Consider the following 15,621-nt stretch of genomic DNA (forward strand, 5'->3'; position numbering starts at 1 on the left):
ACTTTAATATGACAAAAAAGTAGCCCATTTTTATTGTGTGTTGTAGTCTTTATGCAAAGCAATATACGCTTGTTTATATTTATAAGGAATGCCTAGTTTGCGATTAGTGCGTTGGAATACACTATCTATACCATGCATAAAAGCCAAATCAAAGCCAACGATCGCGTTTTCTGGTTTAAATAATTGTATATTTTTATAGCGTGTTGTTTTTGCGCCAAGAAATAAATTCTTTGTAATTAAAATCGCTGCGATTCTATTTTCAATTACACGTAATTTTAATAGAGCGATTGCTTCTTCTTCGTTTACTTCCTTGTTTACAAAATACACGATTACTTGATGTTCATTGATTTGTGATGGTTGGTCATATACGTAAATTCGTTTTTTTAAGCTATCATATGTCGCGAAATGAATATGTATATGCTCGCCATTTTTCTCAACGATAAATGAATTGTCATATTCTTGGACTTTTGTTAATGTGGTTTTTAAACGTTTGCGCCTAGAGTCAAAGTACACATCTGCTTTTTCATCTTTTCCAAATGTAAATTGCTCATAACGTTTTGTACTATAAAAAACATCCGTCGCTTCTGGAATATACTCTAAACAACTCATATCAAAAAGATGGCAAGCGTCCTCATGATCGTAACTATCCCCTGTCATATATTCTGGTATAATACGCACACCTTTACGATAGGCAATGATATCAGATGTTTGTGTTTGATTAGGGTCATGTCCCATCGTGCAAAGAATAAGCGCATCTGTTTCATAAGAGCGCCCTTTTAATATATTATGCCATTTAGACATGCGTACATTACCCTCTGTCAAATGGATTAATAAATCCATACCCTCTTGCTCTAATCGATTAACGACTAATGGGAAAAATAAGTCATGACTAATAATCGACTGAATACGGTGTCCTTGTAAATAAATCGGATCATAAATATCTGCGCGTATTGCCATATCATAATCAAACGCTATTTTTGCAGCTGTAGAATGCTTTAAAAATGCTGTTTGTGTCGTTTCATTCAATTGTGGCTTGGGATTATAATAAAAAGCCCATTCTGAACCATCAGCTAATGACACTCCACTCATCACAGCAACTTGTAATCGTTCTGCCATTTTCTTCATGAATTTCATCGCAGCGTTGCGTGTCGCAGATTGGTAAAAGCTTTCTGGAAAAACAACTAAATCGACTTCTTGTTGAATCAAAATACGTTCAATTTTAGCAATTAATGAGCGCAATGTAAACTTAGCATCGTACACTGGCTGAACCATTAATATTTTCATGCGAAAGCACCTCCTATCAAGCAAACAAAAAAGTTTATTACAATAATAAAGAGTAGAGATTTCTCTCTACTCTTTATTGTATCAATATTTGTTATTTTGTGGTGTAAATTTACTGTGTTTTTTCAAGTTGTACAGCAACTTTAAATAAATCACCATCTACACTAATCGACATTGTACCACCGTGCATATCAACAATAGATTGTGCAATGGCTAAACCTAGCCCTGAACCTTCTGTGTGTCGCGATTTATCTGCCCGTTTAAATCGTTCAAATAATTCATCCACATTGTCACCAATTTCATACTTGGCAATATTTTTAATGAGCAATTCAATTTGTTTACGTTCATTTACTTGTAATGTCACGTAAACTCTCGTATGTGGTAAAGCATATTTACCAACATTAATTAATAAATTATCAAGTAAGCGCCACATTTTTTGACCATCGACAACACTATATAGCGACTCATTTGGCAACGTAAGTCGTAAATCTAAGTTTTTATCACGCAAGTCTTCCTCATGCTCACCTACTACTTGTTGCACTAATTCTGTAAAATCAATGCGTTGTTTATTCAATTCAACATTTCCACTGGCCATTTTTGATACTTCAAACAAATCCTCGATTAACACTTTCAAACGCTCGGATTTTTTATCTAACACATCGACATACTTACGGCGTTCTTCAGGTGTGAGGTTTTCGTTTTTTAGTAAATCTGTATACGTAATAATAGATGTCAATGGTGTACGTAAATCGTGACTGACATTTGTAATGAGCTCTGTCTTTAACCTTTCACTTTTTGCTTGCTCAGTCATCGATTGCTGTACACCTGCACGCAAGTGATTAAGGTTGGAAGCATGATGGCTAAATACAGATTTACCTTTTACTTTAATAGGACGATTTAATGTGCCTTTAGATAACGACTCCGTATCCTTCATAATACGATTTAAATACGCCATTCTTGCTAAATACACTAAGCCACAAAAACTACCTATTAAAAAACATACTAAAAAAATAAACACTTCGATTTGTGCACCCATAAAGAAAATGAGAACTAATGATGCCCCACCTACAAAGGTGGCAGATAATAAAATAATAGTTTGTATAAAGATCGTACGGTTCAACAGTAAGTCTTTACTTATACGTAACAAACTCATTGTGTAGCTCTCTTGCAATAAGGTTTGTAAGTTACCTGCTTGCCTTACCCTTGTGTAAATAGCATTCGTAAAGAGCAAGGCTAAATATACTACTCCCAACCAAATGATATAAGGCAATAAGAAACCTAATTCGAAAATAATCGTATACGTTTGGTATTGCAGGCTCTCCGCTAAAAATACGGCAAACACAAGCACAGTTATATAACTCAACAAGGTGAGCATTACAATCAAATCAATAGACATGGACGTAATGTAATGAGCATCTCGTAAAAAGTCGCTGCGTTCCGTTTTTAGTATCACTAAAATAAGGCTCGCTACAATGCCACTCAATACAATGCCATAATACATCCACTTGTTTTTTTGTTCGAGTTCATACTCCTGATAAGCTGCACTTGCTTTATACAGTGCCTTATCTACAATCACTTGTCCTTTATACTTGTAAGTTACATTACTTACAGGATTTTTACGGTCATCTTGGTTTAAGTTTGGCCAGTAATTATAAGGTTCATTATAAAAAATATGCAGTAATTTTTCATCATATGTTTGAGTATATAAGGGCGCTATTTTGTCATTAGAGGCATGGTATTCTTTTTTAAATAAGGCATCTGCCTTACTATTCCCTTTCACTTTATCTTCACCAGATTCAATCTCGGTGAGGTGATAGCTAATAAAGGGGTATTGCTCTTGCAACTCTTTTCGCTTATCCTCTAACTGGGCAAAATAACTATCTACCATTTTTTCTTTTTCTAATGTAATTTTGTCTATCACATACGCATCATCTTCAAAATTACGTTTAATATCCGCAATCTTTTTATCTCGCTCTTCGATTACTTGACGTTCGCGTTCTGTGTTTTCGTTATTTTGTGCCTCCACAATGGCTTCTTCATATTGCTGCATAATATTCGATATTTGGCTTTCTTTATCTCCAAAACGATAGCGATACTCATTAATTTCTGTTTCCGATACTTTAATCGCTTTTAATACTTCACTTTTACGTGGTGGATTAATGAGTGTCGGTCCTGCTTCTTCTAAAAAATAAGCCAGTGCCTTCTCATAAGGTGTATCAAACGTTTGTTTACGTAAATTTTCATTGCGAACGACCACAATAATAGCTGTCATAATCACCCATGTTGCTAATAAGAAGATGAGAATTTGCCTTTTCTTTTGATTCATAGGCGCCTCCTAACTAAATTTGCGTAATAATGCAAACACTTCACCCAAGTTGGCATGAATAAATTGCACAGTATGCGACATAAACAATACAATACCAACCACTGCCGCACAGAAACCTAAAAAAGTAATAATGCGTTCGATATTATCTCTCCATTTTATAGCCAATTCCCCACACAACCTTTAAGTATCGCGGATTTTTCGGGTCCGCTTCTATTTTTTCTCGGATTTTTCGTATATGTACCGCTACAATGTTTTCCGCATTATAAGCTTCTTCATTCCATACACGTTCATAAATTTCTCGTGTTGAAAAAACACGACCTGCATTGCGCATTAATAACTCTGTTATTTTATATTCAATTGGTGTAAGCTTTACTGCATCACCATCTAAGAAAACTTCTTTGCCTGCATCATCTAGCACTAAACCTTCAATTGCTATCGCTTCACTTTCTTTCTCATATGTACCGAGTTGCACATAACGGCGCAATTGTGATTTTACACGTGCTAATAACTCTAAAGGATGAAAAGGCTTTGTCACGTAGTCATCTGCGCCTACAGACAATCCATGAATCTTATCGCTGTCCTCTGCTTTTGCACTCAACATAATAATAGGGATATTACGCAGCTCTCGTATTTTAAAGGTTGCTGTAATCCCGTCCATATTAGGCATCATAATATCTAAAATAATGAGATGTACCTCATTATTTTCTAGGAGCTGTAAAGCCTCTTGGCCATCTGAAGCTTTTAACACTGCATAGCCTTCATTTTTTAGGTAAATCTCAATACCATCACGAATATCTTGGTCATCATCTGTTACTAAAACCGTTAATTTCGTCATGATATTCACCTCACTCTCATTCATATTGTAGAAGATAATTCTTAATATCTATTGCATTCAATTATGAAGATTTTCTTAAGAACGCTATACTAATGTATAGCAGAAAGGACGTGTACATTTTGTATAAAACAGCTAATGAAATCGCAATTGAATTAAATATGCCCATACAGCAAGTGTTACGTTACATTTATGAAGGACGCATTAAAGCTGTGCATGACGGGGAACAATATTTAATTAATAGTGCACAGTTTGATACGTATCATGAGCAAATTGAACGTATTAAAGAAGAAATTGACATATGGAAAAGCACGCCAATACCTGAAGATATTGATGTTAAAGATGAAGATTAATGAAACGTTTTATTGATTTGAACGTAACACTAATATGGAGGTGATGACGTGCTAATTTCTTATCAATGGCACATTTTTATCACATTAGAAATCATTTCTGTGCTATCTGCTTTACTGTTTATCGTTTTGCGCTATGGCTTTAAAAAACGCGCACTTAGCTCATTTTTTTTACTCTTATTTATTTTACCATTGTTATTAGAAGCTTTGCTTGCTTACACCATTTATCAGCAAACTGGCGAAATTACTTCTTTTCATATTGTAGTAGGACTTTTTGTACTATATGCATGTACGTTAGGTGTTAGTGACTTTAAAAAATTAGACCGTAAACTCCGTAAATGGATTGGTGAACGTCGCGGTGAAAACTTGTTAACTGAACGTGACCTTTATTTATTAGCACGCGAAAAAGATAGTCGTTATTTGCAAAAAAAATCGATATTTTACTTTGCTCTCCACACTATTATTTTTAGCCTCTTTATTTTTATAATGTGGGCAAAGTACGGTAACACGCATTTTACTTTTTCCATGCAGTGGTTTAGTGATGCTAAAGCCATCCAACCTTTCACAAGTGAGTTAGCCACAAATATCTTACAAGTTTGGATCGTTGTTTATATTATTGACTCACTCATTAATTTGTCTTACATTTTCTTTCCAAGTAAAAAATAAAAGAACCGAACAATCTTATGACTGTTCGGTTCCTCTTATTAAATGCGCACAACAAAGCCTGCACGTTTACCAATGATTTCAGCATAATCTTCTACCATTACGCTTGCGGTTGGATACATACCTGCCCCTGGGCCTACTAATGATAATGTGCCAATATAATTAGTTTCTAATGCTACTGCATTATTCACATCATCCACAGGATAAAGCGGGTGCTCAGCATCAACTAGCATTGGGCCAACCTTAGCGAAAATTGTACCATCCTCACGCTTTTCTACTTCTGCCACATGACGATAGCGCATGCCTTTTTCTGTAGCCAATTTCACTTGCTCTGCTGAGATACGATCAATACCAATTACCTCAACATCATCCCAATCAGGTTGTTCACCGAAGGCTAATGCGCTTAAAATCATAATTTTTTTAAAGGCATCTTGACCTGATACATCGTTATATGGGTCTGCCTCAGCATATCCTAGACGTTGTGCCTCTTTTAATGCATCCTCAAACGCCCAGCCTTCTGCACGCATCTTTGTTAAAATATAATTTGATGTACCATTTAAAATACCTTGAATACGTGATACATCATTCACCAGTAAAATATTTTTCATTGTTTTAATAACAGGTACACCGCCTGCTGTAGTTGCCTCATACCCTACGAAAACACCATACTCTTTTGCTAATGCTTGCAATTTTAAGCCATGTTTGGCAAACATCACTTTATTTGCTGTTATGACATGACATTTATTTTCGATTGCTTGTTTCAAGTATGTATAAGCGGGTTCTTCGTTCACAATTGCTTCAAATACTACTTGCAGTCCATCCTCTTCTAAAATCTCTGCCATGTTGTCTGTCATTAAATGTTGTGTACCTGGTACACGTTCACGGCTTGTGTCTGTCACAAGAATTTTAGCTACTTCTAATTCTAAACCTAACTTATTTTTAAGCTCTTCTCGTTTTTCATTTAAAATATGATAGATACCTTGCCCCACCGTACCAAAGCCTAAAATCGCTGCCTTAATTGTTGCCATATCGCTTAATACCTCCACTATTGATGTGTTGTTTGCACATACGCGTTCAAACTATAACTTATGCTGAATTGTAACGCATTCAATCATATAAAACAAGGAAAATCTTTTCCACACGCACACTTGTTTATTTAGAAAGGGCATTACTTTGAGTTTCTTCTATTATAATAGTGACATAAAAAAAGCTGTTGAGCATCTGGCGTCTCAACAGCTTTATTGTATTATTGTGCTGCCATAATGGCTTGGTCTAAATCAGCGATAATATCTTCGATTGCTTCTAGACCAATGGACAAGCGAATTAACTCCTCAGATACACCTGCAAGTTCTAACTCTTCTTTTGATAACTGTTGGTGTGTTGTTGATGCAGGGTGAATGATTAGTGACTTAGCATCTCCCACATTAGCTACATGTGAGAATAATTTAACACTATCAATTAATTTAGCACCTGTCTCACGACCACCTTTAATACCAAATGTGATGATAGAACCAAAGCCATGTGTGAAATATTTATTCGCTAAATCATGTGTAGGGAAGTCAGCAAAACTATTATGATTCACAAATGTTACTGCTGGATGTGCTTTTAAGTATTGTGCTACCTCATTGGCATTTTCATTATGTTTTTGTACACGTAAATGCAGTGTTTCTAACCCTTGTAGGAAATTAAACGCCGCATCTGGACTTAACGTTGGCCCAAAGTCACGTAATAATTGTACACGTAGTTTTGTTGCAAATGCTGCTGCCGCTGTGTCAATACCGTAACGAATACCATGGTAACTCTCATCTGGCTCAGTAAAGTATGGGAATCTTCCTTGTGTCCAGTCAAACTTGCCTGCATCAATCACAATGCCCCCGATTGTTGTGCCGTGTCCCCCAATCCACTTTGTTGCCGAATGAATGACAACATCAGCGCCAAATGCAATAGGATTACAACCATATGGAGAAGGGAATGTATTATCAATTAGTAAAGGCACCCCATGATCATGGGCAACTTTCGCTACTGCCTCAATATCTAACACTTGTAAGCTTGGGTTACCAATTGTCTCGGCAAAGATAGCACGTGTTTTGTCTGTAATGGCTGCTGCAAAGTTTGCTGGGTCTTTCTCATCAACAAATTTTACTGTAATACCATAACGAGGTAATGTGTTAGCAAATAAATTATATGTACCACCATATAATGAGCCAGCTGCTACAATCTCATCACCTGCACTTGCAATGTTTAACACAGCAAATGCAATTGCTGCCATACCTGAAGATAATGCTACTGCTGCTGTGCCACCTTCAAGTGCTGCAACACGTTGTTCAAAGGCGTCTACTGTTGGATTCATAATACGTGAATAAATATTGCCTGCCTCTTGTAAAGCAAATAAGCGCTGCGCATGAGCTGTATCGTTAAAAACATAAGAAGTTGTGCGGTAAACGGGTACGGTACGAGAACCTGTTGTAGGGTCTACCTCTTGTCCTGCATGTAATAATAAAGTTTCTGGTTTAAAGTTTGTCATTAAAAAAGCCTCCCAAATTTGTTTTTACGTTGGCATTGTGTAGAGGAGGTTTTGCGAAAAAAATAAAACCCCTTCTTATCAAAATAAGAAGAGGTTGTCATATCATTTTCCTCCCCTTATCTGCCAGACAGTTGTCTGTAGGACTTAGCACCATTGTGAATTTTCTATACAACTTCACTGGTTGCTGGGCATCATAGGGCCTATTCCCTCCGCCGCTCTTGATAAGAGTAATTATTAAATTGCCTTCGTTGTTACACAGTATATACCCTACTGTTTTACTATGTCAACAAGTAAATTATTTTTTCTGAAACTTTGAAAGCTATTCATGCGTATGTATGTTGTACCATTTCACGTAAAAAAGGAGCGATGATCATCATGTTATTTGCACTTATTTGTACAATTATTAGCGGTTATTTTATCGGTTGTATTCATGGTTCTGTTATCGCTCAGAAATTATCAGGGATCAATCTAAAAACGCAAGGTTCTGGCAATGCTGGCGCATCAAATGCCACACTTTTATTAGGTTGGAAGTATGGCATTCTAGTTGCCATTATCGATATTTTTAAAGCTTTATTTGCCGTCATCATAGCGCGTTATCTATTTTCATACTATCATCTTTCAGATGGCGATAGCATCATTTTACTGTATGTGTTATCTGCTTTTGTTATTATAGGGCATAATTTTCCGTTTCATATGAAATTTAACGGCGGTAAAGGAACAGCTTCTTTAATTGGTGCATTTTTAGCCTTATATTGGCCCTTAGGGTTACTTGGTACAGTAGCCTTCGTTATTATTGGACTGCTCACCAACTATTTAATCATAGGGCTATTTGCGATCTATCTTATTTTTATAGTAAGCGCCTATTATTTAGGTGGTTGGCTCACATGTTGCATCGCATTATTATTATTTATCATTACCTGCTACTTACACATACCTAATATCAAAAATGTGTACCATGGTACTGAGCCTAAAGTACGTAATGCCTTTAAAAAGAAAGTACCATAATGAGTAAGGCGGTCGTTATCGCATCGCTATATGTTGTGACAGCTGGGCTTGACACATAGGCCGAGTCTTTGAAGACGTAAGGCATTAACGTACCAATAACAGAAGATAACATAACTGCACCATATGTCACACTAAAGATTTGTAGCGCAAGTTTATTGTCATTTTGTACAACATAACTCAGTATGGCTACTATTGTAGCACTAACACAACCAATGATAATTGCTGAACTACTGTCTCTCTTTAGTAGTTTAGCAAAACCTGCTTTACCTTCTTGCTCTTTCACACGCAGAGACGCTGCTAATGCTTGAGTGCCTACATTCCCTGCAATACTTGCAATAATAGGAATAAATAGGGCTAAAATGAGGAGTTGTTGTTGATAAAAGTAAATCAAACTAAACGGGATCACACTAATAACTAACATTCTAAGCAACCAAGTTAAACGTACTTGAGTTGCTTTTTTTGTCCCGACTTCTAAATCAATAGCCCCACTAACACTCGCCATCTCACCAAAATCTTCTTCGGTTTCTTCATAATAAACATCCATCACATCATCCACTGTCACAATGCCAACTAATTTACCTTGTTCCACCACTGGCAATGCTAATAAGTCGTAATCACGTACAATATGCAAGACCGTTTCTTGGTCAGTATCTGACTCAACCGTAATCATTTTGTCTTGCATAATCGAAGCCATTGTTGCGGCATCACTCTCTAACAAAATATCTTTTAGCGAGACAACACCACATAATTGCTCTTGTTCGACGATATAAATATAGTAAATTGTTTCAGCGTGCTCACCTTGTTGGCGCACATGGCGTAATACTTCCACTGTTGTTTGCTCAGGTGTTGCTGTAATAAACTCTGTTGTCATAATTGCGCCAGCAGTGCTTGCACCATAACCTAGCATATGCTTTACCTTATCTCGTTTGGATTGGTCAAGTTTATGCAAGTAGGTTTGACGATTCGATATCGAAAACTCGCTCAAAAAATCTACCATTTCATCTGTTGGTAATGCTTGTACCGTTTCTTTTGCATAATTTTCTTCTAGCTCTTCTAACACTAATTGTTGTTCACTCGCCTCCATACGACCAAAAATCTCTGCAAACTCTGTTGGTGTAATAAAACGATATAATTTCTCTCTGGAATGCTCATTTAACATGTAAATAAACGCGAGTTGATTATTAGGATGCAAGGTTAAAAATTGTGCGCGAAAAGATACTTGCTCACCATTTTTTAAGTGCAATGCTAAATAATAAGAATACTCTTGCCAATTTTTAATTGTTACCATTCGGATCACCTACTTACAAATGTTCAACCTCCACATTTAACACATGGTCTATTTTTTTAAATAAATAATAAATCTCTGTTGTATATTGATTCTCAGGTGCAGAAAGTAATAATGTTACATGTTGACCATTATCGCCATCTTTAATTTTCACATTTCGCACGCGAATTTCTTGTTTTGTCTCTTTTTTAAGTGTTCTCGTTTTACCTTCGATTGTTTTTAAGAGCTCTGTCATTTTAGCATTAGGCTCCATAACCAACTTCACAGCCACATCGCGTTGACGTAAACGTTGAGGCCCTAATCGTTTAACAAACTGAGGGATAAAATTAACAGCCATAATAAATAAAAATACAGCATATGCTGTTTCTGCATATAAGCCGACACCTACTGCGATACCAATACCTGATGCTGCCCAGATTAAGGCGGCACTTGTCAACCCTGAAATAACATCGTTTTGTCGGCGTAAAATTACACCTGCCCCTAAAAAACCAACACCGCTCACAATTTGAGCGGTGAGGCGCATAGGGTCCATATTACGAAAAGTTGGTGTAGCAAAACGATGAAAGGATTCAATTGATACAACTGTAACAAGGCAACTTGCCACACATATAATCATTGTTGTTTTTAAGCCTAAGGGTTTATGCTTTAATTGACGATCAATGCCAATTAATAGTCCAAAGAAAAGGGCTATTGTTAATTTCATCATGATTTCTGTATGAGTCATCTGCTACACCGCCTTTCTTGTTATAAACCTAAATACCAACTAGCAATTGAGAAGTAGATTAACACACCTACAATATCTGCTACAGAAGTGATTAATGGTGCGCTTGCTGTTGCAGGATCCATCTTTAATTTATTAAAGATAAATGGCAGTGACATACCAATCAAACTACCTACCATAACGACTAGTGTCATCGTTAGTGAGACAACTACTGCGATTTCTGCACCTCCACGTACAAAACCTACAATCGAAACAGCGATTGCCATTGTAATCCCTAGTAAAAAGGAGATAGAAATCTCTTTTGTAAATAATTTGAGCCAATCTTTAATTTTGACATCACCTAAAGCCATCGCTCGAATCATTAAGGTGGAGGCTTGCGAACCTGCATTCCCTCCACTGTCTACTAACAAAGGTAAAAAGAAGACGAGTGCAATATTATTTTCAATTACATCTTCAAAATGAGCAATACCAGCACCTGAGAATACATTCATAAAGACTAATAATACGAGCCATGTAATACGTTTTCTGTAAAGTAAGCTAACACTTGCATCTTTTAAACCTTCACCTAGTGGCGAAACTGGTGCCATCTTTAAAAAATCTTCTGTTGCCTCATGTTTGACTACATCTAAAATATCATCAACATGAACAACACCAATCATTTGAAAACGTTCATTCACAATGGGTACTGACAATAAGTCCTCCTTTTCAAACATCATCGCTAGTTCTTCTTGGTCCATATCTGATGGCGCATACACTACATCTTTTGTCATAATATCTTGAATGCGACTGTCCTTCTCTGCAATTACAAGCTCCCTAACAGATAACACACCACATAAACGACTGTAATCATCTGTCACATAAATATAATGTAGATTTTCTTTATTTTTTGCATGCTTTCTAAAGTATGCGATGGCATTATCTACGATGAAGTGACCTGGTACTGTAATGTAAGTGGTCTCCATAATTTGTCCAGCTGACTCATGTTTAAAGTTTGCCATTGTAAAACCTCCCTTAACTCCACCTCCAACATGATGTTAAGAAGTGAATATTTCCTTGCTTACTCCTATGACTCTCAGGGGAACTATCCAATTCCCATCACCACACAATCTCTAATTTAATGAATTAAAAGTAACGTTTTTTATAAAATACATACGTAAAGGCAGCACTTAAACTCACCATAATAACGATTAATGCTGTAAAAGCATAAGGCTCGTCTTGGAAGGGTAAAGGTACATTCATGCCATAAATACTCGCTACTAATGTGGGCACAGATAATACAATAGCTGCCGCTGTTAAAAATTTCACAATATGGCTCACATTATTTTGGATAACATTCCCATAAGCATCCATCACGTTATTTAAATTTAATTGACTAATCTCTGCAATAGCATGCGCTTGATCTAATTCAATCATCGCGTCTTCTACTACATCTTCATCATGGTCTTGTAATGGAAAATATTTCCCATACACCATCTTCTCTGTCATTGACTTCATCTGCTTTAACGATGTTGTCATGTGCAATAAACTTTCGTTGAGATTTAATAAGGTATACAACTCTTTATTTTGATAGGATGCTGCAAGTTGTTTCTCTGTATGTTGAATCGCTTCTTCAATTTCTTCTAAAAATGCCACGTAAGCATGAGCAACGGACTTAATGACATTTAATGTATTGCGTGTTGGGCCACCATTTTGCCAGAGCAAAGCCTCTTTAGCGAGCGACTCATATAAAAAGGAGGTATCCTTTTGACATACTGTAATAAATTGCTGCTCATTTTGAATGATGCCAAGTGGTATAGTTTTGTAGCGTACCTCTTTAGATAAATCTTCTACCACATCGTCTTCATAAGGGATATGAACAATAATAAGGCTATTTCCTTTATGTTCTTCAATCCTTGCTCTTTCATGAGGGTCTAGGGCATCTTGTAAAAAATGCGCTGGTAAATGATATGCTTTCGTTATCTTTGCAACTTCACTCTTTGTTGGTGCTGTTAATTGTACCCATGAGCTACTATTCATTTGAGAGGTAGGTGCTAAGCCGATACCTGGTTCTTCTTTAAAATACGTTAACAATGGGAACGCCCCTTCCTTAAATAGTTAAAAATCGTTTCTTTTTAAACAATGCCATTAGCACGGCAACAATAAGCACCATTAAAATGCCAACTACAATTGTGGAAATCCACTCTGTTTCATATGGCAATGCTACGTTCATAGAAAAAATACTGCCCATCATTGTTGGAATGACGAGAACGATCGTTAAAGTAGTCAAAATTTTCAAAATAGAATTTAAATTATTATGGATTACCACAGCATAGGCATCCATGAGATTACTGAGGCTTTCTCTTCGTAATTCGGTTACAGCTTTTGCTTGTTTAATATCTAGTAAGGCACTTTGTAACATGCGCGCATCTTCATCATATAGTTTAATATCACGCCCATTAAGTAAGCGTTCAAAAACCATTTGCATAGCCCCTAATGATGTTGAAAAATAGACTAAACTTTTATTCAAGTTAATTAAGCCAAATAACTCATTGTTACGATAGGCTTTTTTCAACTTATGTTGGAGTCTACCTACTTGTTGTGTAATGGTCATTAATGTTTGTTCATAAGCTATAGCAACACCCTCAAATAAAAATAACGTCATGCGTGTTTTCATATGAGTATCAAAATCGCCATACGTTCCTTTGATTAATGACGCAAACATAGGGACTTCTTCTTTTGCTACTACTACCATGTGATCTTTAACATGGATAATGCCAAATGGTATCGTTTGATAAGGCAAAGCCTCTAATACATTGTGCTTTGTTTTAGTTGGCATATTTAAAATCATTAATAATGCTTCTTGCTCACGTGTAATCCGTGGACGTTCATTGACATCCAGTACATCACGGAAAAATTTTGCCGGAATCTTTAAATCCTTCGCTGTTTGGGCAATTTCTTGTGATGTAGGATTTACCATGTATATTAAGGCATTATGCACAATGCGAGATGCTTGCTTTAATTGCCCTTGCTCAGGGCTGTAGTATATCGTCTGCACAGCTTTTCCTCTTTCCTAAATGATTTGTTTTTTACGTAAAATAAAACCTGATAAGACAATCATCACAACACAGATGAACATAATTATCGTTAAAGCATACGGCGCATCTTGGAACGGTAAAGGCGTATTCATACCGTAAATACCAGCTGCTCCTAAAGGCACAGCTGCCATTAAAATGTAAACCGTTAATCGTTGTACACTTATACTTAAATTATTTTCAATCATCGCTGAATAGGCATCCATTAATCCGCCTAAATTGATGTTGTATACTTGTGCCATATTTGCTGCTTGATTTAACGCCACCTCAATATCTAGCAATTGTTGATCTTCTTCACCATCTAACCAAGTATGTAACTCATAGACCAATTTATGCACCATCATTTGATTGGCTTTTGCTGTGCGAGCCATCATCGTCAAACTGCGATTATACGCCATCAAATTAAACATTTGCTTGTTGTGAATTGCTGTCTTTAGTTTATTTTCTGTTTCAGTTACACGCATATCAATCTCATATAGCGCATCAATGGTGTGCATGGCTATGAGTTGTAATAACGCCAACACATACTCATGTGAAAATGTTGTAGTCATTGACAGTATAGGGTGCGTTGAAGCACAAATGGTTACAGTATAAGTGGGGGCTAAATAAATGCCAATTGCTATACTATCGTAAGCAATGCCCTTCTTCTTTTCTGTTGCGATTGGGGCTTGTACAATCATCATTAAAGCATCACCACGTAATTTCACACTTGGCAAGGCATTTTTTTGTAATGCCGCTTGTAAAAAAGATGGTGGCACATGATGCTTCACCTTTACATTTTTTACTTCTTGATCTGTTGGTTGCATGAGTAACACATGTTCATGATTAATCTCACTTGTTTTACTACGCGACCTTGTTATCGTCAACATCGTAACACCTCCTTTTGTATAAAACATGGTACAAAAAAACACCCCTCTACAAAGAGGAGTGTGATAAAAGCGCATCGAAAAAACGCCTAAATAAACCCCCTTCGTAGAGTTTTAGCACTATATGACATAGGATAATTCCAGCTACATTAAAAATCACCTTAGCTCGATGATTCCTGTTGACCCATTGGCGTCTCTGGACATTTCTGGGCAGCAGCTTATCTTCATATAGGAGCCTCACCTAACAAGTGTTTAAGTGTGCATATATTTTGTATCGTTTTGGCAAAAAATAAAAAGCATCCCTCTCTACAAAGAGGAATGCTTAATGGACATCACTAAATAAATACTTATGAATAACATAAGCCATAGTAAATTAAGCCTCTTTCGTAGAGCTTTAGCACTATATGACATAGGATATATCTAATATCCAGCTACATTAAAAACCACCTTATGTCGATGGTTCCTGTTGACCCATTGGCGTCTTTGGACATTTCTGGGCAGCAGCATGTCTCCATATAGGAGCCTCACCTAACGAGGAATCTGTATCATTTTTTTCTTGCCGTTCAACAACTCTAGTTATACGCCACTCTTTTTTAACTGTCAACCATATATTTTTATTTTATGGCACAGATCAGGGAGCAAACCTTGTCATAACAATGTTTGACAAATTTAAAATAAATTTAGACAAGTCGCTTTC

At 36.4% G+C, this 15,621-nt stretch carries 15 protein-coding genes and 3 riboswitches; of the genes, 3 read left to right on the forward strand and 12 right to left on the reverse strand.

Features of this window, described 5'->3' with window-relative positions:
* Nucleotides 1–30: 30 nt before the first annotated feature.
* The 4 genes from IEW44_RS09935 to IEW44_RS09950 all read right to left on the reverse strand — a co-directional run bounded on the left by IEW44_RS09935 (nucleotide 31) and on the right by IEW44_RS09950 (nucleotide 4,442).
* Nucleotides 31–1,284, reverse strand: a complete 1,254-nt coding sequence (locus tag IEW44_RS09935) for a carbon-nitrogen hydrolase family protein (protein WP_188614896.1) — start codon at nucleotides 1,282–1,284, stop codon at nucleotides 31–33.
* A 109-nt stretch (nucleotides 1,285–1,393) separates the two neighbouring features.
* The gene (locus IEW44_RS09940) at nucleotides 1,394–3,607 is read right to left on the reverse strand and encodes a sensor histidine kinase (protein WP_188614897.1); all 2,214 of its coding nucleotides are present in this window, start codon (nucleotides 3,605–3,607) and stop codon (nucleotides 1,394–1,396) included.
* 9 nt (nucleotides 3,608–3,616) lie between these two features.
* Nucleotides 3,617–3,772: a hypothetical protein gene (locus tag IEW44_RS09945; protein ID WP_188614898.1), complete on the reverse strand. Its 156-nt coding sequence runs from the start codon at nucleotides 3,770–3,772 to the stop codon at nucleotides 3,617–3,619.
* Complete coding sequence (locus IEW44_RS09950; RefSeq protein ID WP_188614899.1) at nucleotides 3,750–4,442, reverse strand: response regulator transcription factor; 693 nt, start codon at nucleotides 4,440–4,442, stop codon at nucleotides 3,750–3,752. The genes IEW44_RS09945 and IEW44_RS09950 overlap by 23 nt, the downstream gene beginning before the upstream one ends.
* 119 nt (nucleotides 4,443–4,561) lie before the next feature.
* Between IEW44_RS09950 and IEW44_RS09955 the strand changes: the two genes are divergently transcribed.
* Complete coding sequence (locus IEW44_RS09955; RefSeq protein ID WP_188614900.1) at nucleotides 4,562–4,792, forward strand: MerR family transcriptional regulator; 231 nt, start codon at nucleotides 4,562–4,564, stop codon at nucleotides 4,790–4,792.
* Nucleotides 4,793–4,840: 48 nt separating this feature from the next.
* Complete coding sequence (locus IEW44_RS09960) at nucleotides 4,841–5,455, forward strand: hypothetical protein (protein ID WP_188614901.1); 615 nt, start codon at nucleotides 4,841–4,843, stop codon at nucleotides 5,453–5,455.
* 38 nt (nucleotides 5,456–5,493) lie between these two features.
* Here IEW44_RS09960 and IEW44_RS09965 read toward each other — a convergent pair whose 3' ends face one another.
* Nucleotides 5,494–6,480, reverse strand: a complete 987-nt coding sequence (locus IEW44_RS09965; protein ID WP_188614902.1) for a homoserine dehydrogenase — start codon at nucleotides 6,478–6,480, stop codon at nucleotides 5,494–5,496.
* 218 nt (nucleotides 6,481–6,698) lie between these two features.
* Nucleotides 6,699–7,976 (reverse strand): O-acetylhomoserine aminocarboxypropyltransferase/cysteine synthase family protein, encoded by a 1,278-nt coding sequence (locus IEW44_RS09970; protein WP_188614903.1) that lies wholly within the window; start codon nucleotides 7,974–7,976, stop codon nucleotides 6,699–6,701.
* A gap of 113 nt (nucleotides 7,977–8,089) precedes the next feature.
* Nucleotides 8,090–8,204: riboswitch (SAM riboswitch) on the reverse strand.
* 147 nt (nucleotides 8,205–8,351) lie between these two features.
* Between IEW44_RS09970 and IEW44_RS09975 the strand changes: the two genes are divergently transcribed.
* Nucleotides 8,352–8,981 (forward strand): glycerol-3-phosphate acyltransferase, encoded by a 630-nt coding sequence (locus tag IEW44_RS09975; RefSeq protein WP_188614904.1) that lies wholly within the window; start codon nucleotides 8,352–8,354, stop codon nucleotides 8,979–8,981.
* On the opposite strand, the gene mgtE (IEW44_RS09980) is transcribed toward IEW44_RS09975, so the two are convergent.
* The 6 genes from mgtE (IEW44_RS09980) to IEW44_RS10005 form a co-directional block, all read right to left on the reverse strand.
* Nucleotides 8,962–10,269: a magnesium transporter gene (mgtE, locus tag IEW44_RS09980; protein WP_188614905.1), complete on the reverse strand. Its 1,308-nt coding sequence runs from the start codon at nucleotides 10,267–10,269 to the stop codon at nucleotides 8,962–8,964. The genes IEW44_RS09975 and mgtE (IEW44_RS09980) overlap by 20 nt on opposite strands.
* Before the next feature lie 13 nt (nucleotides 10,270–10,282).
* The gene (locus IEW44_RS09985; protein ID WP_188614906.1) at nucleotides 10,283–10,990 is read right to left on the reverse strand and encodes an MgtC/SapB family protein; all 708 of its coding nucleotides are present in this window, start codon (nucleotides 10,988–10,990) and stop codon (nucleotides 10,283–10,285) included.
* Nucleotides 10,991–11,010: 20 nt separating this feature from the next.
* On the reverse strand, nucleotides 11,011–11,985 hold the full coding sequence (gene mgtE, locus IEW44_RS09990; protein ID WP_188614907.1) for a magnesium transporter: 975 nt from the start codon (nucleotides 11,983–11,985) through the stop codon (nucleotides 11,011–11,013).
* Nucleotides 11,986–12,109: 124 nt separating this feature from the next.
* Nucleotides 12,110–13,057: a magnesium transporter CorA family protein gene (locus IEW44_RS09995; protein ID WP_188614908.1), complete on the reverse strand. Its 948-nt coding sequence runs from the start codon at nucleotides 13,055–13,057 to the stop codon at nucleotides 12,110–12,112.
* Between the two features lie 16 nt (nucleotides 13,058–13,073).
* Nucleotides 13,074–14,021 carry a magnesium transporter CorA family protein gene (locus IEW44_RS10000; protein WP_188614909.1) on the reverse strand — a complete coding sequence of 316 codons (948 nt, stop codon included), beginning with the start codon at nucleotides 14,019–14,021 and terminating at the stop codon, nucleotides 13,074–13,076.
* A 15-nt stretch (nucleotides 14,022–14,036) separates the two neighbouring features.
* Nucleotides 14,037–14,927, reverse strand: a complete 891-nt coding sequence (locus IEW44_RS10005) for a magnesium transporter CorA family protein (RefSeq protein ID WP_188614910.1) — start codon at nucleotides 14,925–14,927, stop codon at nucleotides 14,037–14,039.
* 90 nt (nucleotides 14,928–15,017) lie between these two features.
* Nucleotides 15,018–15,180: riboswitch (M-box (ykoK) riboswitch) on the reverse strand.
* Nucleotides 15,181–15,296: 116 nt separating this feature from the next.
* Nucleotides 15,297–15,467: riboswitch (M-box (ykoK) riboswitch) on the reverse strand.
* Nucleotides 15,468–15,621 lie beyond the last annotated feature (154 nt).

The organism is Lysinibacillus alkalisoli (assembly GCF_014643595.1).
Lineage (GTDB): Bacteria > Bacillota > Bacilli > Bacillales_A > Planococcaceae > Metalysinibacillus > Metalysinibacillus alkalisoli.

Excerpts from the sequence above, each read along its gene's own strand:
- IEW44_RS09935 (WP_188614896.1), bottom strand. The coding sequence starts at position 1,284 with ATGAAAATATTAATGGTTCAGCCAGTGTACGATGCTAAGTTTACATTG.
- IEW44_RS09940 (WP_188614897.1), bottom strand. The coding sequence starts at position 3,607 with ATGAATCAAAAGAAAAGGCAAATTCTCATCTTCTTATTAGCAACATGG.
- IEW44_RS09950 (WP_188614899.1), bottom strand. The coding sequence starts at position 4,442 with ATGACGAAATTAACGGTTTTAGTAACAGATGATGACCAAGATATTCGT.
- IEW44_RS09965 (WP_188614902.1), bottom strand. The coding sequence starts at position 6,480 with ATGGCAACAATTAAGGCAGCGATTTTAGGCTTTGGTACGGTGGGGCAA.
- IEW44_RS09970 (WP_188614903.1), bottom strand. The coding sequence starts at position 7,976 with ATGACAAACTTTAAACCAGAAACTTTATTATTACATGCAGGACAAGAG.
- IEW44_RS09975 (WP_188614904.1), top strand. The coding sequence starts at position 8,352 with ATGTTATTTGCACTTATTTGTACAATTATTAGCGGTTATTTTATCGGT.
- mgtE (WP_188614905.1), bottom strand. The coding sequence starts at position 10,269 with ATGGTAACAATTAAAAATTGGCAAGAGTATTCTTATTATTTAGCATTG.
- IEW44_RS09985 (WP_188614906.1), bottom strand. The coding sequence starts at position 10,990 with ATGACTCATACAGAAATCATGATGAAATTAACAATAGCCCTTTTCTTT.
- mgtE (WP_188614907.1), bottom strand. The coding sequence starts at position 11,985 with ATGGCAAACTTTAAACATGAGTCAGCTGGACAAATTATGGAGACCACT.
- IEW44_RS10005 (WP_188614910.1), bottom strand. The coding sequence starts at position 14,927 with ATGTTGACGATAACAAGGTCGCGTAGTAAAACAAGTGAGATTAATCAT.